Source organism: Microbacterium sp. Leaf436 (genome assembly GCF_001424715.1).
Taxonomy (GTDB): Bacteria; Actinomycetota; Actinomycetes; order Actinomycetales; family Microbacteriaceae; genus Microbacterium.
The window spans coordinates 479,610-500,019 of record NZ_LMRB01000003.1; the positions used below are offsets into that span (position 1 = coordinate 479,610).

Consider the following 20,410-nt stretch of genomic DNA (forward strand, 5'->3'; position numbering starts at 1 on the left):
GGGCACGCGGCGTTTGCGGAGACCACGAAACGACCGTGATCGCAAGGCGTTGCCGGGCCCGACCGGCCCCCCGAGACTAGAATCGACAAGTATTCGCACCACTGCGTCTACCGCACGAGAGGAGTCGCATGGCTCTCCTACCCGGCATTCACGGTCCCCGTGACCTCGACGACCTGGGCCCCGCGCAGCTGCGTCAACTGGCCGCTGAGGTCCGGTCGTTCCTCGTCGAGAACGTCTCGCGCACCGGCGGCCATCTCGGTCCGAACCTGGGCGTCGTCGAGCTGACGATCGCCCTGCACAAGGTGTTCGACTCGCCCGCCGATCCCATCATCTTCGACACCGGTCACCAGTCGTACGTCCACAAGATGCTCACCGGGCGTCAGGACTTCGCCAACCTCCGCTCGCGCGGGGGATTGGCCGGGTATCCGCAGCGCTCCGAGAGCGAGCACGACGTCGTCGAGTCCTCGCACGCGTCGAGCTCGCTGAGCTGGGCAGACGGGGTCTCGCGCGCGTTCTCGCGCACCGGACGCACCGATCGTCACGTGGTCGCCGTCGTCGGAGACGGCGCGCTCACGGGCGGCATGACGTGGGAGGCGCTGAACAACATCAGCGACGACAACGACCGCAACCTCGTCATCGTCGTCAACGACAACGGGCGCTCGTACGCCCCGACCATCGGCGGCATGGCGCGCTACCTCAACCGTGTCCGTACGAACGACGCCTACCGCACGCTCCACCGCGGCTCCGACACGCTGTTCCGGCGCCTGGGCCCCGCGGCTCGCGCCGTGTACCGCGGCGTCCGCGGCGGCACGCACGGGTTCCTCTCGCGCTTCACGAACAACGAGGCGCTGTACAGCAACCTCGACATCAAGTACCTAGGCCCGGTCGACGGGCACGACTTCGACGTGCTGATCGAGACGCTCGAGCTGGCCAAGTCGTACGGCGCTCCCGTCATCGTCCACGCGATCACCGACAAGGGCAGCGGATACGCCCCGGCACTCAGCGACACCGCCGACCAGTTCCACGCGGTGGGCAAGATCGACCCGATCACCGGCGAGGCCGTCAGCTCGGGCGGTGGCCTGCAGTGGACCGACGTCTTCGCCGAGGAACTCGTGGCCGTCGGCGCCGAGCGCGACGACGTCATCGCCATGACGGCCGCGATGCTGCGGCCGACCGGGCTGCAGCAGTTCGCCGAGCGGTTCCCCGAGCGCGTCTACGACGTCGGCATCGCCGAACAGCACGCCGTCGCCTCGGCCGCCGGTCTCGCCTTCGGCGGCCTGCACCCCGTCGTGGCGATCTACGCCACCTTCATGAACCGTGCGTTCGACCAGGTCATGATGGACGTCGCCCTGCACAAGGCGGGGGTGACGTTCGTTCTCGACCGCGCCGGCGTGACGGGTCCCGACGGCCCCAGCCACCACGGCATCTGGGATCTCGCGATGCTGCAACTCGTCCCGGGCATCCGCATCGCCGCGCCGCGCGACGCGAGCCGTCTGCGCGAGGAGTTCCGCGAGGCGACCGCCGTCGAAGACGCCCCCACCGTCGTGCGGTACCCGAAGGGCAAGATCCCCGACGACCTCGATGCGATCGAGCGTCTCTCCGACGGCGTCGACGTGCTCGCACGCGGCTCGTCAGAAGATGTGCTGCTCGTCGGCATCGGCCCGATGGTGCACCTGGCGATGGAGGTCGCCGAGCGGCTTCGCGCGCAGGGCATCGGCGCGACGGTGATCGATCCCCGCTGGGCCATCCCGGTGCAGCCCTCGATCGTCGAACTCGCCCGTACGCACCGTCTGGTGATCACGATCGAGGACGGCATCCGAGTCGGCGGGGTCGGCACCCGTGTGCGTCAGGTGCTCCGCGAGGCCGGCGTCGACACGGCGGTCGACGAACTCGGCATCCCCGACGCCTTCATCGACCACGCGACGCGCGAACAGATCCTCGAGGATGCCGGGCTCACGGCGTCGAAGATCGCCCACGACGTGGTGGCCCAGGTGCTCGGCACCCGCATCCCCATGGCCCGACAGACGCCCACCGGGTCGATCCCCACGTTCGACTGGGAGAAGTCGCGCCCGTGACGTCCGCGCCGTGACGCGCGAAGATCGGGCCGGACCGCGCGAGTTCCGGCCCGATCTCGTCGTGCGGGTCGTTCCCACGACGCTGCACGCCCCGAGACGGCGCCCCGATCCGCGGGTACGACAGCGGCGCCGCCCCCTCGGGGACGGCGCCGCTGTGGTGCGTCAGGCTCCGATGCCGCGAATGGGCGGGTGGTGGAACGTGTCGCCGAAGGCGCGATCCGACGCTCCCTCGCGATCGAGGTACGGCGAGGCGCCGCCGTCGATGAAGGGCCATCCGGCGCCGAGGATGAGGCACAGGTCGATGTCTTCGACCTCGGGCACCACGCCCTCGTCGAGCATGATCTTGATCTCCTGTGCGAGGCCGTCCTGCACGCGGGCGAGGATCGTCTCGGGCGCGACCGGCGTCTTCCCGGTGACGAGAACCTTCTGCGCGGCCTTCGTCCAGCCGGTCACGCGACCGCCCTTGTCCTTCTCGACGACCTCCGGGAGCGCGGCGAGCTCGTGGAAGTTCTCCGACGAGAAGAAGCGGTCGGGGAACGCGTGCGCCATCGTGTCCTGCACGTGGGCGGCGACCTTCCATCCCACGAGGTCGATGAGCTGGAACGGCCCCATCGGCAGGCCGAGAGGTGCGAACGCCTTCTCGACCGTCGCGATCGGGGTGCCCTCGTAGACCGCGCGTGCCGCCTCGCCCATGACCTTCGCCAGCAGACGGTTCACGACGAAGCCGGGTGCATCGGCGGTGAGCACCGCGTTCTTGCCCAGGCCCTTCGCGACGACGAACGCCGTCGACAGGGCGGCGTCGCTCGTGGCAGCCGTCTTCACGACCTCGATGAGCGGCATCACCGCGACGGGGTTGAAGAAGTGGAAGCCGACGAGACGCTCGGGGTTCTGCAGCACCGAGCCGATTTCGGCCACCGAGAGCGACGAGGTGTTCGTGGCGAGGATCGCGTCGTCGGCGACGATCTTCTCGATGGCCGAGAACACCTCCTGCTTGACCCCGACCTCTTCGAACACCGCCTCGATGACGAAGTCGCAGTCGGCGAACTCCGAGCGGTCGGTCGTGCCGTGCACGAGGGCGCGCAGCTGGTTGGCGGTGTCGCCGTCGAGGCGGCCCTTGGCTTCGAGCTTGCCGATCTCTTCGCGGATGGATGCCACGCCCTTGTCGACGCGCCCCTGGTCGAGGTCGGTGATGATCACGGGAACCCGGAGCTTGCGCACGAACAGCAGCGCGAACTGCGACGCCATGAGACCGGCGCCGATGACGCCGACCTGGGTGACCTTCTTCGCGAGCGCCTTGTCGGGAGCCCCGACCGGACGCTTCGCGCGCTTCTGCACGAGATCGAAGGCGTACATGGATGCCGCGAACTGGTCGCCCGTGATGAGGTCGGCGAGAGCTTCGTCTTCGCGGGCGAAGCCCTCGGCCCTCGTGCCGCTCTTGGCCTTGTCGAGCAGGTCGAGCGCGACGTAGGGGGAGCGGGGGACGGTGCCGATCTTGGATTCGAGCATGCCGCGGGCCATCTTGATCGCGATGGGCCACTTGGTCAGGCGCTCGAGCTTGCCCGGCTCGTTCTTGCGCTCGACCTTCACCCGGCCGGTGAGCACGCCGTCGGCCCACCGCAGCGAGTCCTCGAGGTACGAGGCCGCCGGGAAGATGGCATCCATGATCCCGAGGTCGAAAGCCTGCTGCGGCTTGAGCATGCGGTTCTGCTTGAGCGGGTTCGAGATGACGACCTCGAGCGCGTTCTCGATGCCGATCAGGTTCGGCAGCAGGTAGGCGCCGCCCCAGCCGGGGATGATGCCGAGGAACACCTCGGGAAGGGCCACCGCCGCGGCCGAGGCGTCGACTGTGCGATACGTCGAGTTCAGCGCGATCTCGAGACCGCCGCCCAGGGCGAGGCCGTTCACGAAGGCGAACGAGGGCACGCCCAGCTCGGAGAGCGAGCCGATCACCTGATGTCCGCGCTGGGCGATCAGGCGGGCGACGTCTTTCGAGGGCAGCTTCGCCACGTCGGACAGATCGGCGCCGGCCGCGAGGATGTACTGCTTACCCGTGATGGCGACGGCGTGGATCTCGCCGGCCGCGGCCCGGCTCTTCAGCGTCTCGAGCGTGCGCCCGAGCTCGGCGAGCGTCGCCGGCCCCAGGGTGTTGGGGCGGGTGTGGTCGCGACCGTTGTCGAGCGTGACCAGGGCGAGCACGTTGCCCGAGGGCAGGCGCACGTCGCGGACGGGGGAATGGGTCACGACCTCGTCGCCGGTGAGGGCGTCGAGGGGCGAGAAGTCGATGGCGGCGTAATCGGTCACTTGCGCTTCTTCTTTCCGTCGAAGAAAGGGTTCTCCCAGATGACCGAGCCGCCCTGACCGAGTCCCACGCACATGGCGGTGAGGCCGTAGCGCACGTCGGGACGCTCGGCGAACTGGGCGGCCAGCTGGATCATGAGACGGACTCCGGATGCCGCGAGCGGGTGGCCCAGGGCGATGGCGCCGCCCCACGGGTTCACGCGCGGATCGTCGTCGGCGATGCCGAAGTGATCGAGCAGCGAGATCACCTGGATGGCGAAGGCTTCGTTGAGCTCGAACAGACCGATGTCGTCGATCGTGAGTCCGGCCTTCTTGAGCGCCTTCTCGGTCGAGGGGATGGGTCCGATGCCCATGATCTCGGGCTCGACGCCGGCGAAGGCGAACGAGACCATGCGCATCTTCGGAGTGAGACCGAGCTCTTTCACGGCACCGGAACCGGCGAGCAGGCTGATGGTCGCACCGTCGGTCAGCGGCGACGACGTGGCCGCGGTGACCCGTCCGTGCGGGCGGAACGGTGTTTTGAGCGTCGCGAGTCCCTCGAGGGTCGTCTCGGGTCGGCGGCCCTCGTCTTCGGTCGCGAGTCCCCACGCGCCCTCGGCGTTCTTCACCGCGACAGAGACGAGGTCGGGCTGGATCTTGCCGGCCTCGTAGGCGGCCTGCACCTTGTGCTGGCTGGCGACGCCGAAGCGGTCGGCGCGGTCCTTGGTCAGGTGGGGGAAGCGGTCGTGGATGCGCTCGGCCGTCACGCCCATGTTGAGCGCGCCCGGGTCGACGAGCTTCTCGGCGACGAAGCGGGGGTTGGGGTCGACGTTTCCGCCGATGGGGTGGCGGCCCATGTGCTCCACGCCGCCCGCGAGGGCGACGTCGTACATGCCGACGCCGATCGAGGCACCCATGGTGGTGACGCTCGTCATGGCTCCCGCACACATGCGCTCGACCGCGAAGCCGGGCACCGTCATCGGCAGACCCGCGAGGATCGCCGCCGTGCGTCCCAGGGTCAGCCCCTGGTCACCGGTCTGCGAGGTGGCGGCGATGGCCACGTCGTCGATCCGGTCCTTCGGCACGTCGCCGTTGCGCTCCATCAGCCCGATGATCGCCTTGACCACCAGATCGTCGGCACGCGTGTTCCAGTACATGCCTTTTTCGCCGGCGCGCCCGAAGGGGGTACGCATTCCGTCGACGAAGAAGACGTCCGTCATCTCGGCCACTCTGCCTCCATTGTTTGGGATGACCCCCAGCCTAGGAAGGCGGTTCGGCGCCCGAGAATCGGTTGTCCGAACCTACGAATCCGTGACGGGGACGTCGTCTTCCGTGTTGAGGGAAGCTACAAAGCTATCGGCGATCACCTGTGCGGTCTGATCAATCTGCCAGGGTCGAGCACCCCACTCCGCCAGCGCCGCGCCGACGGCGTCGGCCGTGAGCTCGGCGGGGGGAGCCCACGCCACGCGGCGCAACGTCTCGGGGGTGAGCAGGTTCTCGGTCGGCATGTGCAGCGCTTCGGCGCGCTCCTCGACGGCGGGACGCGCCGCCTTCAGCCGCCGGTCGGCATCGGGGTTGCGATCGACCCACGCGCGGGGAGGGGGAAGCGTATCGCTCGGCACCCGGTCGGCGGGCAGCTCGGTCGCCTCGCGCCCGGCGACGATGGCGTTCCACCACCGGTCGAGCTGCGTCCGGCTCGCTCGTCCGTTGAACTCCTTGATGCCCGCGAGCGCCTGCTTGGTCGCCGGGTCGGCCATCACGGCGGCGACCAGAGCGCGATCGGGTACGAGTCGCCCGGGGGCGATGTCCTGCTCCCGCGCGAAGTCTTCGCGCGCCTGCCAGAGCGAGCGGGCGATGGCGAGCGATCGTCGACCGCGCACCGAATGCAGGCCGCTGAGGCGACGCCACGGGTCTTCGCGCGCGGGCTTGGGCAGACGCTCGAGCACCGCCTGGAACTCCTGGCGGGCGAACTCGGTCTTCTGCTGCTCCTCGAGCTCGGCGACCAGCACGTCGCGCACGTCGATCAGGTGCTCGACGTCGAGAGCGGCGTACTCGAGCCAGGATGCCGGAAGCGGGCGCGTCGACCAGTCGGCGGCCGAGTGCGCCTTGGCCAGCGTGATGCCGAGCGTGTGCTCCACCACGGCCCCGAGGCCGACGCGCTCGTGACCGAGAAGGCGCGAGCCCAACTCGGTGTCGAAGATGTACGGGGGCTCGAGACCCCGTTCCCGCAGCGACGGGAGATCTTGGCTCGCCGCGTGGAACACCCACTCCGCATCGCCGATCGCCGCTTGCAAGGGCGCGAAGTCGTCGATGGTGGACGGGTCGAAGAGGAACACTCCGGCGCCGCGGCGGAACACCTGGATCAGGTAGGCCCGCTGCGAGTAGCGGAAACCCGACGCCCGTTCGACGTCGACGGCCACGGGACCCGTGCCCGCCGCCAGACTCTCGCACGCGGAGCTCAGCCCCGCGGCATCCTCGATGACGATGTACTCAACCACGCGTGGGCCTCCGGGCTCCGAACACGGCAACACCCTCCGACCCCGGGGGGAGGCCGGCGAGCATGCACACAAGCTCCGCCCACGCCTCGAGGTGCGGGCGGAAGGGACCGCGCGGCGTCCATGACGCGCGAAGTTCGATCTGCGACCCCTCGCCCTGCGCGGCGAGGGCGCCGAAGCCGGTCGAGAGGGTCTTGGTAGCGGTGCCCGACTCCGAGTGACGCTCCGCGCCGCGTGAGTCGAGGGCGTCGATGAGCCACGACCACGCGACGTCGGCGAGCAGCGGGTCGATGCCGATCTCGGGCTCGAGCGGTGCCTGCGCGAAGCAGACGATGCGCCACGCCCCACCCCACGGCTCGGGCTCCTCGGGGTCGTGCAACAGGATGAAACGCCCGGTGCCGAAGGGCGAATCCGTCGCGTGCTCCTCGGGCCGCACATCGCCGGCCAGCGCGAGTGAGAAGGGCGCCAGTCCCGCGGGGGAGGCGATCTCGCGCACGACCAGATCGTCGCGGAACATCGTCGCGCGCACCTCGTCGCCCGCGCGCACGAAGGGGCTGGCGGCGTCCCCGGGGCGCTGGTCAGTCACGGCCACAGACTAGAGTGAGGCCACGATGAACGCTCCCAGGCGCGCCGCGGGTCCGCGCGCATCGCGGCGCACGGTCGCCGGTGTGCGCCTCGCCCTGTCCTCCCTCTCCCTCGCTCTCGGGGTGTCTTCTGCCGCCCTGGCCGCCGTGTCGCTGCGCGTCGCCCGCACCGTGGTCACGCCCGCCGGTCGGGTTCCGAACGTGCGCATCGCCTCGGTCGACGCGGCGGCGCAGACGATCACCCTCGACCGCACCCCCGACACCGAATTGCCCGGCCGGTACGGCCTCTTCACCGTGGGGAGCGTCGACTACCTGCGGGTGGGGTCCATCGTCGGCAGCGACGCGACGACCGTCACCCGCAAGCTGCTGACGCACGTGCCCGCCGACGGCGACCTAGCGCCCGAGGCCGCGTTCAGCGGCTGGTACTACGACCAGCCGGAAGACCTGCACCTCCCCGTGCGTTCCGTGACGATCGACACCCTGATCGGCGCCTGCCCCGCCTGGGAGTTCCCGGCGCCCGCCGACACCGACGTGTGGGTCATCCAGGTGCACGGGCGCGGCACGACGCGCGCCGAGACGCTGCGGGCCGTCCCCGTCTTCCACGACCTCGGCATCACGAGCCTGGTCGTGTCGTACCGCAACGACGGCGAGGCCGCGCCGAGCGCCACCGGCACGTACGCGCTGGGGGCGACCGAGTGGCACGACCTGGATGCCGCGATCGGGTACGCCCGCGCGCACGGCGCGCGCCGCGTCATCGTGATGGGCTGGTCGATGGGCGGAGCCCTGGCCCTGCAGGCGGCGTTCGACTCGCCGCACGGCGACATCATCGCCGGTCTCGTGCTCGACTCGCCCGTCGTGGACTGGCGCACCGTCCTCGCCTATCAGGGGCGTCTGATGCGCCTGCCCGCACCGGTGTTCGGCCTCGCCCAGCACCTCATCGGGTCGACCTGGGGCGCCGCCCTGCTCGGCAGCGGCGAACCCATTCCGCTCGACCGCCTCGATGGAGTCGCGCGGGCGGCCGAGTTGCGGCATCCGGTGCTCCTGCTGCACAGCGACGACGACGGGTTCGTCCCCGCCGACGCCTCGCACGCCCTGGCCGCCGCGCGGCCCGACCTCGTCACCATGGAGACCTTCGAGGTGGCGCGCCACACGAAGCTGTGGAACTACGACGAGATGCGGTGGACGGATGCCATCCGCTCGTGGGTGCGCGCCCAGGGCCTCGCGGTCGGCGATCCCGAGGGCTGAACACCTCCCGCGCCCTCGCCGAGCGCACGCGTGCGGCGGGTCTCAGCCGGCGCGCTTCGCGCGCACCTGACGCTTCGCGCGCATGAGCATGCCCGTCATCCCCGCGATGCGCAGCGGACTCACCGCGCGCGTCAACCCGATGCTCTGCGGGAAGTCGTCGGGCACGGCCAGCATCTCGTCGGCGCTCAGCCCGGTGAGCCCCTGCGACAGGATGCTCGCGAACCCGCGCGTGGTCGGCGCCTCGGCGGGAGCGGTCGCGTGCATCGCGACGCGATCCTCGGCGTCGACCGTGACGATGATGTACACCGGCGACTGGCACTCGACGACGCGTTCACGCATCTCGGGGTGGTCGGCGTACTCGGCCGGCACCGCCGGCAGCTCCTGCGAGAACTCCAGCAGCAACTGCAACCGGTCGGGCTCGTCGAGCTCGAGGAACTCCTCGCGGATCTCGGCGAGGCGGGCGGGGAGGGCGTTGTCGGACATCTCCGTCATCTTCCCACGCCCGCGACGACCGCGCTCAGCGCGCGGGCACCTCGCCCGGCTCCGACCCCGCGACGATCGGCACGCGCACGGCGCTGCCCCACTCGGTCCACGATCCGTCGTAGTTGCGCACGTCCTCGAAGCCGAGCAGGTGCTTCAGCACGAACCAGGTGTGGCTCGAGCGCTCGCCGATGCGGCAGTACGCCACGATCTTGTCGCCGTCGGCCAGTCCGGCTCCGTCGCGGTAGATGGCATCCAGCTCCGCGCGCGACTTGAACCCGCCGTCCTCGGCGACCGCCTTGCTCCACGGCACGCTCTGGGCGCTCGGGATGTGTCCTGCGCGCAGCGCGCCCTCTTCGGGATAGGCGGGCGCGGTGGTGCGCTCGCCGGAGTACTCCTCGGGGGAGCGCACATCGATGAGCGGGTTGCCGAGGTGCGCGAGCACGTCGTCTTTGTATGCGCGCAGGAGGGAGTCGTCGCGCTCGACCACGGGGTAGTCGGTGGGCTCGACGACCGTCTTGTCGGTCGTGACCGGACGCCCCTCGCCGATCCACTTGTCGCGTCCGCCGTCGAGCAGGCGCACGTCTTCATGGCCGAAGAGCGAGAACACCCACAGGGCGTACGCGGCCCACCAGTTGTTCTTGTCGCCGTAGATGATGACGGTGTCGTCGCGCGAGATGCCCTTGCGGCTCAGCAGCTCCGCGAAGCCCTCTCCGTCGACGTAGTCGCGCACGACGGGGTCGTTCAGCTCGGTGTGCCAGTCGACCTTGACCGCGCCCGGGATGTGACCAACCTCGTAGAGGAGCACGTCTTCATCGGATTCGACGACGACCAGGCCCGGCTGACCGAGGCGTTCCTGAAGCCAATCGCCGGTGACGAGCCGGCCCGGCTCGGCGTAGTCGGCGAATTTGGGGGAGGTGGTGTCGAACTCGACGGTCACGGGCGTCTCCTCGGTCGGGGTGTCGGATGCGGCGGCATAGGGTGGACACCGCACCTCCGACCCTAGATCGGCTGTGTCGGGGCCAGCACCCCTCTCGTAAGACTCGGACACAGGACGACCATGACTTCTACGCCCGCGACGACCGGCCTCATCCACCTCGGCGACCGCGAGCCCGCGGTCACGGGTGCCGAGATGGTGAACGCCCTGGTGCCGCCCCCGCAGTTCGACGGCGCGACGTTCGAGTCGTACCGGGCAGACGACGCGTACCCGTCGCAGCAGGAGTCGAAGGAACTGCTGCAGGCGTTCGCCGGCAAGCAGTCGGCTCCGGCGAAGAAGGGCGGATTCTTCCGCCGCGCCGAGAAGGCTCCGGCCGTCAAACCCGGCGTCTATCTCGACGGCGGCTTCGGCGTCGGAAAGACCCACCTGCTCGCATCGATCTACCACGCCATGCCCGCGCGCCGGAAGTACTTCGGCTCCTTCATCGAGTACACCGCCCTCGTCGGCGTGCTCGGCTACGCCAAGGCCGTCGAGCTGTTCCGCGGATCCGACCTGCTGTGCATCGACGAGTTCGAGCTCGACGACCCGGGCGACACGATGGTGATGACGCGACTTCTCGGCGAGCTCGTGGCATCCGGCACCCGGTTGGCCGCCACCTCGAACACCCCGCCCAACGCGCTGGGCGAGGGCCGGTTCGCCGCCCAGGACTTCTTGCGCGAGATCCAGTCGATGTCCGACAGCTTCCGCACGATCCGCATCGACGGCACCGACTTCCGCCAGCGCGCCATCGACGGCTCCGCCAAGGTGCTGTCGGACGACGACTACCGTGCGGCGATCGATGCCGCGGCGGCCGGGGGAGTGGCATCCGACGACGCGTTCTCGGACCTCGTCGCCCACCTCGCCCGCGTGCACCCCTCGCGCTTCATCCGCCTCATCGACGGTGTCGACACCATCGGCCTGCGGGACGTCGAGGTGCTGCACGATCAGTCGGCCGCGCTGAGACTGGTCGCCTTCATCGACCGCGCGTACGACGCGCAGATCCCGATCCGGGCCACCGGCGTGCCGCTGAACACGGTGTTCGGCGAAGAGATGCTCGGGGGCGGCTACCGCAAGAAGTACCTGCGCGCCGTCTCGCGCCTGGTCGCGCTCACGCACTCCTGAGGCTCTCTCATCACCGCCTCTCGGCCCGACGAAACGTGATGTTTACCGGGGCGGGCCTGCTGTAACCCGCCGGTAACACGAGGCGAACGACGACGGTAACCCGGGCTGACGACACTGAGGGGACCCGACGCTTTACCTGCGTCCCTGCAGAGAGGTTCCCTCCGAGATGGATCAAGGCAACACCGCATTCATCCTGATAGCAGCCGCCCTCGTGCTGCTGATGACGCCAGGACTCGCGTTCTTCTACGGCGGCCTCGTCAAGGCCAAGAGCGTCATCAGCATGATGATGATGAGCTTCGGCGCAATGGGTCTGATGGGGGTCCTCTGGGTCCTCTACGGATACGCCATCGCGTTCCCCGCAACCGACTCCGGGGTCACCAACTTCCCCTGGATGCTCGACTTCAACGAACTCGGCCTCACGGGCGTGCTCGAGACCCCCGAGGGCGCCGCTTACCCGCCGCTCGCCTTCGTCGCCTTCCAGGCGACCTTCGCGATCATCACCGTCGCGCTCGTGTCGGGCGCCATCGCCGACCGTGCCAAGTTCGGTGCGTGGATGATCTTCGCCGGCATCTGGGCCACGGTCGTCTACTTCCCCGTCGCCAGCTGGGTCTTCAACTTCGGCCTGGCCGAGGACGGCTCGTTCTCGTACGGCGGCTGGATCACCAAGGGCCTTCAGGACGTGTTCGGCGTCGGGGCGATCGACTTCGCCGGTGGAACCGCGGTGCACATCAACGCCGGTGCCGCAGCCCTCGCCCTGGCGATCGTGCTCGGCAAGCGCGTCGGCTTCCAGAAGGGCGCCCACGTTCCCCACAACCCGCCGTTCGTGCTGCTGGGCGCGGGTCTGCTGTGGTTCGGCTGGTTCGGCTTCAACGCGGGCTCCGAGCTCGCCGCTGACGGCACCGCGGCTCTGGCCTTCGTCAACACGATCGCCGCCCCTGCCGCCGCTCTTCTCGCCTGGCTGATCGTCGAGAAGATCAAGGACGGCAAGCCCACCTCGGTCGGCGCCGCCTCGGGTGCCGTCGCGGGCCTCGTCGCCATCACCCCGGCGTGTGCCGCGCTGACGCCCGTGTGGGCCATCGTGCTCGGCCTTGTCGCCGGTGCCGTCTGCGCCCTGGCGATCGAGCTGAAGTTCAAGCTCGGCTTCGACGACTCGCTCGATGTGGTCGGCATCCACCTCGTCGGTGGTCTGATCGGAACGCTGTACCTCGGCATCTTCGCCAACAACACCGGCCTCATCTACAGCGGCTCGTTCAACCAGCTGGTCGTTCAGGCGATCGCCGCCCTTGCGGTGCTGGTGTACTCCTTCGTGCTCGCCTTCGTCATCGGTCTCGCGATCGAGAAGACGATCGGCTTCCGCGTGAAGAACGAAGACGAGATCGCCGGCATCGACACCGTCGTGCACGGTGAAGAGGGCTACGTGCTCTCGGACGTGCGCGGCTGATACCGCCTCACCCCGAACGGGGCGTCACCGATTCGTCGGTGGCGCCCCGTTCTGCGTGCCTAGGGTGTGGGTATGGGAACCACGTCTCGCCTGCTCTCTGCCCTGTTGGGCATCCTGCGTCCGTCGACGACCGCGCCGACGTCGCGGGGCGACCGGCGCAGCACCACTCCCGTACGGCCTTCACAGCCCGCTGCGACGTCGTCGGCGCCCGCCGGCGCCCAGACCGTCGAGATCGAGCCGCCCCGGCGTCTGACGGTCTCGTACGCCCCCGAACGCGACAACGCCCCCGACGGTGGCGAGATCATCTGGACGTGGGTGCCCTACGAGGAACGCGACGGTCGGGGCAAGGACCGCCCCGTCCTCGTGATCGGTCGCGCGGATGCCACCCACTCCTACGCCGTCCGTCTGACGAGCAAGCCGCACGACGGCGACCGCCAGTACCTGGCGCTGGGTACGGGGGACTGGGACCCGCAGGGCCGGCCCTCCTGGCTCGACATCGAGCAGGTGTACCTGGTGCCCGACGCAGGCATGCGACGCGAGGCGGCGGCGCTGGACCGTCGTCGGTTCGACACGGTCGCGGCGGCGCTGACAGCGCGGTACGGCTGGCGGCGCGGCTGACACCCGCTTCGGCGCCGATCATCGGGGCCGTCGAGGTGAGGAACGCCACGACGGGATAGACCCGGAGCGGTTCGCCGGCCGTGGCCGCAGGGGACCGCCGACGGTGCTCGCGGGCACCGCCCATGCGAGACATCGCCGGAGAAACGACGAAGCCCCCGGCGGACCGGGGGCTTTCGGTGGGCGATGCCGGACTCGAACCGACGACCTCTTCCGTGTGAAGGAAGCGCGCTACCAACTGCGCCAATCGCCCGCATCTCGTACGGGACTCATCGATCGTACCGGATGCCGAGGAGTGCTCCGAACCATAGGCCGCGCAGCAGAAGGAGACACGCGCGGGGCGCGCCCCGTTTTGCGCCGGCGCTCAGATCAGGTAATGTCTTACGAGTGCTCGGGGCAAGCCCCGGGAACAAAATGCGGATGTAGCGCAGTGGTAGCGCATCACCTTGCCAAGGTGAGGGTCGCGAGTTCGAATCTCGTCATCCGCTCGAGTGAAGAGGTCTTCGTCAGGGAAACCGACGGAAGATCACGACACGTGGGTCGAACCACACACGGTGGCGTGGCCGAGCGGCTAGGCACCGGCCTGCAAAGCCGTTTACACGGGTTCGAATCCCGTCGCCACCTCGCTCATAACAGAACAGCCTGTATAGGCGCGATTGGCGCAGCGGTAGCGCGCTTCCCTGACACGGAAGAGGTCACTGGTTCGATCCCAGTATCGCGCACAGCTCAGTATCGTCGAAAACCCCCGGACTTCCGGGGGTTTTTTGCGTTACGACACGGCGCCCTCGACGATCGCGATTCGCCGGAGATCGGCATCCCGTCGACGAGTGCCGGCACCGTGCCGTGGGGGAGCGACCCGCTTCGAGCCGGTTTCACGCCTCCGGCGGCTTGCGCCGACGACGGGCGCCCAGCTCGACGCCGAGGCGCACGCAACCGATGAGGATGAGCACGAAACCGAGCACCACCACGTTCCACCGCCACAGCCCCTCCCCGTCGAAGAGAGACGACGAGGCGAAGGCGAGGATCGCCGCGAGGAAGAGCCACCCGGCGATCTGCGGGGGAGTGTCCTTCTTGTCCGTCATGAGCCCCACGATAGGCAGGACCATCGACGGCGACCTCCGCCGCGAGGGGGAGATCCCACCGGCGCACCCGGGAATCCGAGGTGGAGACTCCCGCCCCAGGCAGGGGGGTGCCGAGGGGGCGGGGCGGGAGCCTTGACGAGGCTACACGATTGTCCCCCAAATGGGGGACACGGACCCCTCTCGCTCCGTCTCTGCGTGTCGCGCGATGACACACGGCGCGCGTGTCGCGCAATGACACACGGCGCGCGTGTCGCGCGATGACACACGGCGCGCGGGGCGCACGGCGGATCTGGGCGAGGGGGGAATCGTTCCCGCCGCCAGTAAGGGGGGCTGGTGAAGTGCCTGACGGCGGGAACGTTCTGACGCTAGGGCATGTCCCCCAAGTGGGGGACGGGTAGCGGGCAGACTTGCGCCCACCTTGAGGTTCTCTTCAGCCGACCTTGAGGTTGCACGTCCCGGTCGCTCGACGTCGGGATCAGAGCACCCCGATGCTCTCCAGGTACTGCGCGACGCGTTCGTGCGCGACGGTGTCGACCGACTGGCCGCCGGGACGCCGCACCGCCGTCAGCAGGGTCACGGAGTCGTTCGACAGCCCGAACTCGTGGGTGTGCAACGACACCACGACAGCTCCCACGCGTGGCACCACATAGCTCCCCATGTCCTCACCGTAGAGCGTTCATCTGCGCCATGGAAGCGCTCCCATGACATGTGCGCGAAGTGCACAGGGCGCGCGCGATCGGTCCGGGAACACTCCTTGACGAGCGCAACCCCGGTCAGTGCGCGGCGACCGCGCAGTACCGTGGGCGACATGACCGTTCCCGACACCCTCTGGCGCGAGATCGCGGCATCCCCGTTCGTCTCCCTCGGCACCTATCGCAAGAACGGCGCCCTCGTCGCGGTTCCGGTGTGGGTCGCCCGCGACGGCGACGAGCTCGTCGTGACGAGCGAGCGCAACACGGGCAAGGTGAAGCGCCTGCGCAACGACCAGCGGGTGACCCTGCGCCCCTGCAGTCGGATGGGAGCGGTGGAGCCGGATGCCATCACGGTCGAGGCGCACGGCCGCATCGCTGGGGCCGCGACCGACGACGCGCACGCCGACGCGGCCCTGCGCCGCAAGTACCGCCTGCAGTACCGGCTGATCCTGGGGTTCGAAGCCCTCGTGCGCCGGGTCCAGCGCAAGCCCGGCGACCGCGTCATCATCCGCATCTCGCGCTGAGCACCGAGCGACCGTCGGCGGCAGCCCGGCCGCGGAGCGCCGCGACCTGGCCAGATTCCGCACGACGACGCGCGGGTGTTCTCGACTGCCGAGCATCCGCGAGACGTTAGAGGCGGAGAACCGGTCGACACCGCCGGCCACCGCGCTCGACATTTCTCGCCGAGGGAAGCGCGGTCCGGCGTCGATCTGCGGGGGGCATCATGGGCAAGTTCATTTACGACAGCAACATCAAGGTCGATTTCGAGGACCGCCTCCTCGCCCACTTGCAGGCCGTGATCATGGCCAAAGTACGTCGCGGGGAGAGTTTTCCTTTCACCTGGAAGGACGACATCAGCACCGGGGGCGGGCGGACGACGGTCTACATCCACCCGAACGTCTCGCTGGTGTTCAAGTATCACGGCAGCCGCACTCCGCAGCTGAGTTCGGCCTGGCTGCACGCGCTGACCCACAACGCCAACTCCGGCCGCGGTCTCTACGTCATCCCCGAACCCGACGAGTTCACGCCGCGCGACAGCGCTCCGCGCGATGAGATGGTCTTCCGCGAGGTGCCGAACGACCAGCATCCCGCGTTCACGAAGTCCTGAACGGGAATAGCCCACCCGACGGCGACGGTTGAGACGGGCATGAGCGACTGGACCGACGCCAAGCCCTACTTCGAAACCGACGCGATCGCGCACCTCGCAACCCTCATGCGCGACGGGTCCCCGCACTCCGTCCCGCTGTGGGTGGGCGTCGACGGCGATCGCCTCATGATCTTCACCGAGGTGGACACGCTGAAGGACCGCAACCTGCTCCGCGACCCCCGCGTGGCGATCTCGGTCACGGGCGCCGACAACGCCTACGCGATGGCGTTCGTGCGCGGCGAAGCGGGGGGACGCATCGACGGCGACGCAGCCCTGCCGTACGTCGACCGCATCTCCACGCTGTACACGGGCGCACCGTATGAGATGCGCGAGGGACTGGCGGTGTGGTTCATCGAGCCCCGCAAGTCGTGGGCGCGCGCGTACGAGAGCTGACGTTCAGAACGCCAGCGGCAGCACGCCGAGGACGAGGATGATCGGCGCGATCACCGCGCCGAGGAGCACGAAGCGGCTCCAGCGCACCTCGACGCCCGCTGCGACCAACCGGTCGTGCCAGAGAAGGGTCGCCAGCGACGCCCAGGGCGTGACGATCGGTCCCGCGTTGACACCCACGAGCAGGGCCGCCAACCGCACGGGCGACCCGGCGACCGACTCGAGCGCCAGGTAGCCCGGCAGGTTGTTGATGCCGTTCGCCGCCAGCGCCCCCACCCCGGCGAGCTGCCAGAGCGAGACGAGGTCGTCGCCCGTTCCGGCGAGCACCGAGGTGATCCGCCCGATCCCCAGGGCTTCCAGCGCGCCCACCGCCAGGAACAGACCGCCCGCGAACACGAGAAGCGACCACGGCACCAGCCGGATGCCGAGAGTCCGGGGCGCCCGCCACGCGAACACTGCGATGAGCACGACGGCAGCGCCGACGGCCGGCATCCACGGCTCGAGACCGACCACGAGCAGCGGCAGCAGGGCGAGGGTCACCACCCCCGACACGCGCAGCAGCACGGGATCCGAGACGGTGGGGGAGGCGGCATCCGGGTACGTCTTGGGCAGGCGACGCAGGAACACCAGCGTCAGCACCACGACCGACACCGCGATGGCGATGAACGCCGAGGGTCCGAGCAGAGCGAGGAACGCGACCGGGTCGTGCCCGCCGCCGAGAGCTTCGGATGCCAGCAGGTTGGTGAGGTTCGACACCGGCAGCACCAGCGAGGCGGTGTTGGCCAGCACCACGGTCACGAACGCGAACGGCAGCGGATCGAGCTTGCGCGCGACCGCCATCGACACCACGACCGGTGTCAATAGCACCGCGGTGGTGTCCAGCGACAGGAAGGCCGTCGCCACCGTCGCGAGGGCCACGACCAGCACCCACAGCAGCGCCGTGCGTCCCCGGGCGATCCGGGCCAGGCGTGCGGCGACGACGTCGAACAGGCCGGCCTTCGACGCCAGTTCGGCGACGACGGTGACCGCGACGACGAACAGCAGGATCGGCCACACGCGATCGGCGACGGCGAGGGCGTCGTCGGCGGGGAAGATGCCGGTGAGCAGCGCGATGATCCCGAGGATCCACAGCACGCCGCCGATGATGGCCAGAGTCACCGCTCCACTATGGGGCACGTCGGGTGCGGTCGAGACCACGCCCGCCGGGTAGCCTGGAAACGACCCCTTCAGGAGATGTTCTGTGACTGATTTCCCCGCCGATGGCTTCGCCCTCTTCCCCGACCGTTCGGTCGTCGCTCTGCGCGTCAACGGGGAACTGAAAGACCTGGCCACGACCGTGACGGCCGACGACCAGGTGGAGCCTGTCACGATCGACAGCGCCGACGGACTCTCGATCCTGCGCCACTCCACCGCGCATGTGCTCGCGCAGGCGGTCCAGCGCGTCAAGCCCCAGGCCAACCTCGGTATCGGCCCCCCGGTCACCGACGGCTTCTATTACGACTTCCAGGTCGACGAGCCCTTCACTCCCGAGGACCTCAAGGTCGTCAAGAAAGAGATGGAGCGCATCGTCCGCGAGAACCAGCGGTTCGTGCGCCGCGTCGTCACCGACGACGAGGCGCGGGCCGAACTCGCCGACGAGCCGTTCAAGCTCGAGCTCATCGGGCTCAAGGGCGGTTCCGCCGAAGCCGCAGAAGGAGCCTCGGTCGAGGTCGGCGCGGGCGAGCTGACGATCTACGACAACGTCACCCGCGACGGCGAGACCGCGTGGAAAGACCTGTGCCGCGGACCCCACGTTCCCGGTACCCGCCTGATCGGCAACGGCTGGGACCTCACCCGCATCGCCGGCGCGTACTGGCGCGGCAGCGAGAAGAACCCGCAGCTGCAGCGCATCTACGGCACCGCGTGGCCCACGAAAGACGAGCTGCGCGCGTACCAGCACCGCCTCGAAGAGGCCGCCAAGCGCGACCACCGCAAGCTCGGCAAGGAACTCGACCTGTTCTCGTTCCCCGACGAGATCGGCCCGGGGCTGGCGGTGTTCCATCCCAAGGGCGGCATCATCCGCTACGAGATCGAGCGCTACATGCGCGAGCGCCTGCTCGCCAACGGCTACGACGTCGTGAACACCCCGCACATCACCAAGGGCGACCTGTTCATGACGAGCGGTCACCTGCAGTGGTACGCCGACGGCATGTACCCCCCGATGGTGCTCGACGAGGTGGTGGATGCCGACGGTCACGTCTCGCGCGAGGGTCAGGCGTACTACCTCAAGCCGATGAACTGCCCGTTCCACAACCTCATCTTCCGCTCGCGCGGCCGCAGCTACCGCGAGCTGCCGCTTCGCTTGAGCGAGTTCGGATCGGTCTACCGCTACGAGAAGAGCGGCACCCTCGCGGGCCTCACCCGCGTGCGCGGCATGACCCAGGACGACACGCACATCTACGTCACCGCCGAGCAGGTGAAGGGCGAGCTGACCCACAGCCTCGACTTCGTGCTGCAGACCCTGCGCGACTACGGCCTCAACGACTTCTACCTCGAGCTGTCGACGAAAGAAGACGGCAACCCGAAGTTCATCGGTGACGACGCGCTCTGGGTCGAGGCGACCGAGACGCTGCGCGAGGTCGCCGAGGCCTCGGGACTCGAACTCGTGCCCGACCCGGGCGGGGCGGCGTTCTACGGTCCCAAGATCTCGGTGCAGGCGCGCGATGCCATCGGTCGCACCTGGCAGATGTCGACGATCCAGCTCGACTTCAACCAGCCCGAGCGCTTCGAGCTCGAGTACACCGGTCCCGACGGCGAGAAGCACCGCCCCGTGATGATCCACCGCGCCCTCTTCGGCTCGGTCGAGCGCTTCTTCGCGATCCTGCTCGAGCACTACGCGGGCGCGTTCCCGGTGTGGCTCGCACCGGTGCAGGTCGTGGCGGTTCCCGTCGCGGCCGAGTACGGCGACTACCTGGCCGGGATCGTCGCCGATCTGAAGTCGAAGGGCGTTCGCGCCGAGGCCGACCACAGCGACGACCGCATGCAGAAGAAGATCCGCACGCACACCACCCACAAGGTGCCGCTCATGCTGATCGCCGGCGAGCAGGACCGCGCCGCCGGCACGATCTCGTTCCGCTTCCGCGACGGCACCCAGCTCAACGGTGTCCCCGTCGCCGAGGCCGTCGCCCGCATCACCGGCGCGATCGCGGGCCGCACGCTCGTGAACACCGCCGAGGATCTGGCGTGACGAACGATCCGGATGCCGGGGCGGCGGCCGAGCCGTCGATCGTCGACGCCGCGGATCTCGCGGGGGTGCCCGACGAGTTCCAGCGACTGTGGACGCCGCACCGCATGGCGTACATCTCGGCGGGCCGCGAGCCCATGGAGAAGAACTGCCCGTTCTGCGCGGCGCCCGAGAAGTCCGACGAGGACGGGCTGATCGTCGCGCGCGGCACGACCGCGTACGTGCTGCTCAACCTCTTCCCGTACAACTCGGGCCACCTGCTGGTGTGCCCGTACCGTCACATCGCCACGTACGACCAGGCGACCGACGAAGAGGTCGCCGAGATCGGCGCGCTCACCCAGCGGGGCATGCGCGTGCTGCGCGCGGTGTCGAACTGCGACGGCTTCAACCTGGGCATGAATCAGGGTGCGATCGCCGGCGCCGGAGTCGACGGGCACCTGCACCAGCACATTGTTCCGCGCTGGGCATCCGACGCGAACTTCTTCCCGATCATCGCCAAGACGAAGGCGCTCCCGCAGCTTCTGGGAGACGTGCGCCGCACGGTGGCCGAGGCGTGGAACGCCTGA

19 protein-coding genes and 4 tRNA genes are annotated in these 20,410 nt (G+C 69.2%); 13 read left to right on the forward strand and 10 right to left on the reverse strand.

The window, feature by feature from the left end:
- Positions 1-128 precede the first annotated feature (128 nt).
- Positions 129-2,075: a 1-deoxy-D-xylulose-5-phosphate synthase gene (gene dxs / locus ASG45_RS11190; protein ID WP_055837240.1), complete on the forward strand. Its 1,947-nt coding sequence runs from the start codon at positions 129-131 to the stop codon at positions 2,073-2,075.
- Positions 2,076-2,237: 162 nt separating this feature from the next.
- Here the strand turns inward: dxs and ASG45_RS11195 are convergent, their stop codons facing one another.
- From ASG45_RS11195 to ASG45_RS11210, 4 genes are all read right to left on the reverse strand, one after another.
- Complete coding sequence (locus ASG45_RS11195) at positions 2,238-4,376, reverse strand: 3-hydroxyacyl-CoA dehydrogenase NAD-binding domain-containing protein (RefSeq protein WP_055837243.1); 2,139 nt, start codon at positions 4,374-4,376, stop codon at positions 2,238-2,240.
- Positions 4,373-5,581 carry a thiolase family protein gene (locus ASG45_RS11200; protein WP_055837246.1) on the reverse strand — a complete coding sequence of 403 codons (1,209 nt, stop codon included), beginning with the start codon at positions 5,579-5,581 and terminating at the stop codon, positions 4,373-4,375. Before ASG45_RS11200 ends, ASG45_RS11195 begins: the two co-directional genes overlap by 4 nt.
- 72 nt (positions 5,582-5,653) lie before the next feature.
- Positions 5,654-6,850 (reverse strand): ribonuclease D, encoded by a 1,197-nt coding sequence (locus tag ASG45_RS11205; RefSeq protein WP_055837249.1) that lies wholly within the window; start codon positions 6,848-6,850, stop codon positions 5,654-5,656.
- Positions 6,843-7,433: a DUF3000 domain-containing protein gene (locus tag ASG45_RS11210; RefSeq protein WP_055837908.1), complete on the reverse strand. Its 591-nt coding sequence runs from the start codon at positions 7,431-7,433 to the stop codon at positions 6,843-6,845. The genes ASG45_RS11205 and ASG45_RS11210 overlap by 8 nt, the downstream gene beginning before the upstream one ends.
- 25 nt (positions 7,434-7,458) lie before the next feature.
- Here ASG45_RS11210 and ASG45_RS11215 point away from each other — a divergent pair, with 25 nt between their 5' ends.
- Positions 7,459-8,676, forward strand: a complete 1,218-nt coding sequence (locus ASG45_RS11215; RefSeq protein WP_055837252.1) for an alpha/beta hydrolase family protein — start codon at positions 7,459-7,461, stop codon at positions 8,674-8,676.
- A gap of 42 nt (positions 8,677-8,718) precedes the next feature.
- On the opposite strand, the gene ASG45_RS11220 is transcribed toward ASG45_RS11215, so the two are convergent.
- Both ASG45_RS11220 and ASG45_RS11225 read right to left on the reverse strand, forming a co-directional pair.
- The gene (locus ASG45_RS11220) at positions 8,719-9,159 is read right to left on the reverse strand and encodes a SufE family protein (RefSeq protein WP_181015961.1); all 441 of its coding nucleotides are present in this window, start codon (positions 9,157-9,159) and stop codon (positions 8,719-8,721) included.
- A 34-nt stretch (positions 9,160-9,193) separates the two neighbouring features.
- On the reverse strand, positions 9,194-10,096 hold the full coding sequence (locus ASG45_RS11225) for a sulfurtransferase (RefSeq protein WP_055837257.1): 903 nt from the start codon (positions 10,094-10,096) through the stop codon (positions 9,194-9,196).
- 120 nt (positions 10,097-10,216) lie between these two features.
- Here ASG45_RS11225 and zapE point away from each other — a divergent pair, with 120 nt between their 5' ends.
- The 3 genes from zapE (at position 10,217) to ASG45_RS11240 (ending at position 13,313) form a co-directional block, all read left to right on the forward strand.
- Positions 10,217-11,254, forward strand: a complete 1,038-nt coding sequence (gene zapE, locus ASG45_RS11230) for a cell division protein ZapE (protein WP_055837261.1) — start codon at positions 10,217-10,219, stop codon at positions 11,252-11,254.
- Between the two features lie 166 nt (positions 11,255-11,420).
- Positions 11,421-12,695, forward strand: a complete 1,275-nt coding sequence (locus tag ASG45_RS11235) for an ammonium transporter (protein ID WP_055837263.1) — start codon at positions 11,421-11,423, stop codon at positions 12,693-12,695.
- Positions 12,696-12,767: 72 nt separating this feature from the next.
- On the forward strand, positions 12,768-13,313 hold the full coding sequence (locus tag ASG45_RS11240) for a type II toxin-antitoxin system PemK/MazF family toxin (RefSeq protein WP_082516571.1): 546 nt from the start codon (positions 12,768-12,770) through the stop codon (positions 13,311-13,313).
- Positions 13,314-13,490: 177 nt separating this feature from the next.
- On the opposite strand, the gene ASG45_RS11245 is transcribed toward ASG45_RS11240, so the two are convergent.
- A tRNA-Val gene (locus ASG45_RS11245) sits at positions 13,491-13,563 on the reverse strand.
- Positions 13,564-13,726: 163 nt separating this feature from the next.
- Here ASG45_RS11245 and ASG45_RS11250 point away from each other — a divergent pair.
- From ASG45_RS11250 to ASG45_RS11260, 3 genes are all read left to right on the forward strand, one after another.
- A tRNA-Gly gene (locus tag ASG45_RS11250) sits at positions 13,727-13,798 on the forward strand.
- A gap of 65 nt (positions 13,799-13,863) precedes the next feature.
- A tRNA-Cys gene (locus tag ASG45_RS11255) sits at positions 13,864-13,934 on the forward strand.
- A 26-nt stretch (positions 13,935-13,960) separates the two neighbouring features.
- A tRNA-Val gene (locus ASG45_RS11260) sits at positions 13,961-14,032 on the forward strand.
- Between the two features lie 150 nt (positions 14,033-14,182).
- On the opposite strand, the gene ASG45_RS11265 is transcribed toward ASG45_RS11260, so the two are convergent.
- Together ASG45_RS11265 and ASG45_RS16220 are read right to left on the reverse strand one after the other, a co-directional pair.
- Complete coding sequence (locus tag ASG45_RS11265) at positions 14,183-14,392, reverse strand: hypothetical protein (RefSeq protein WP_055837266.1); 210 nt, start codon at positions 14,390-14,392, stop codon at positions 14,183-14,185.
- Positions 14,393-14,867: 475 nt separating this feature from the next.
- Entirely contained in the window at positions 14,868-15,050 is a 183-nt protein-coding gene (locus tag ASG45_RS16220; protein ID WP_156458880.1) for a hypothetical protein, read from the reverse strand.
- A 150-nt stretch (positions 15,051-15,200) separates the two neighbouring features.
- On the opposite strand from ASG45_RS16220, the gene ASG45_RS11270 reads away from it, so the two are divergent.
- The 3 genes from ASG45_RS11270 to ASG45_RS11280 all read left to right on the forward strand — a co-directional run bounded on the left by ASG45_RS11270 (position 15,201) and on the right by ASG45_RS11280 (position 16,624).
- The gene (locus ASG45_RS11270) at positions 15,201-15,608 is read left to right on the forward strand and encodes a PPOX class F420-dependent oxidoreductase (RefSeq protein WP_055837269.1); all 408 of its coding nucleotides are present in this window, start codon (positions 15,201-15,203) and stop codon (positions 15,606-15,608) included.
- A gap of 200 nt (positions 15,609-15,808) precedes the next feature.
- Entirely contained in the window at positions 15,809-16,192 is a 384-nt protein-coding gene (locus ASG45_RS11275) for a DUF7882 family protein (protein WP_055837273.1), read from the forward strand.
- 39 nt (positions 16,193-16,231) lie between these two features.
- The gene (locus ASG45_RS11280) at positions 16,232-16,624 is read left to right on the forward strand and encodes a TIGR03618 family F420-dependent PPOX class oxidoreductase (protein ID WP_055837276.1); all 393 of its coding nucleotides are present in this window, start codon (positions 16,232-16,234) and stop codon (positions 16,622-16,624) included.
- Positions 16,625-16,627: 3 nt separating this feature from the next.
- Here the strand turns inward: ASG45_RS11280 and ASG45_RS11285 are convergent, their stop codons facing one another.
- Positions 16,628-17,779: an SLC13 family permease gene (locus ASG45_RS11285; protein ID WP_082516572.1), complete on the reverse strand. Its 1,152-nt coding sequence runs from the start codon at positions 17,777-17,779 to the stop codon at positions 16,628-16,630.
- 82 nt (positions 17,780-17,861) lie between these two features.
- On the opposite strand from ASG45_RS11285, the gene thrS reads away from it, so the two are divergent.
- Both thrS and ASG45_RS11295 read left to right on the forward strand, forming a co-directional pair.
- Positions 17,862-19,847: a threonine--tRNA ligase gene (gene thrS, locus ASG45_RS11290; protein WP_055837279.1), complete on the forward strand. Its 1,986-nt coding sequence runs from the start codon at positions 17,862-17,864 to the stop codon at positions 19,845-19,847.
- On the forward strand, positions 19,844-20,410 hold the full coding sequence (locus tag ASG45_RS11295; RefSeq protein WP_055837282.1) for an HIT family protein: 567 nt from the start codon (positions 19,844-19,846) through the stop codon (positions 20,408-20,410). The genes thrS and ASG45_RS11295 overlap by 4 nt, the downstream gene beginning before the upstream one ends.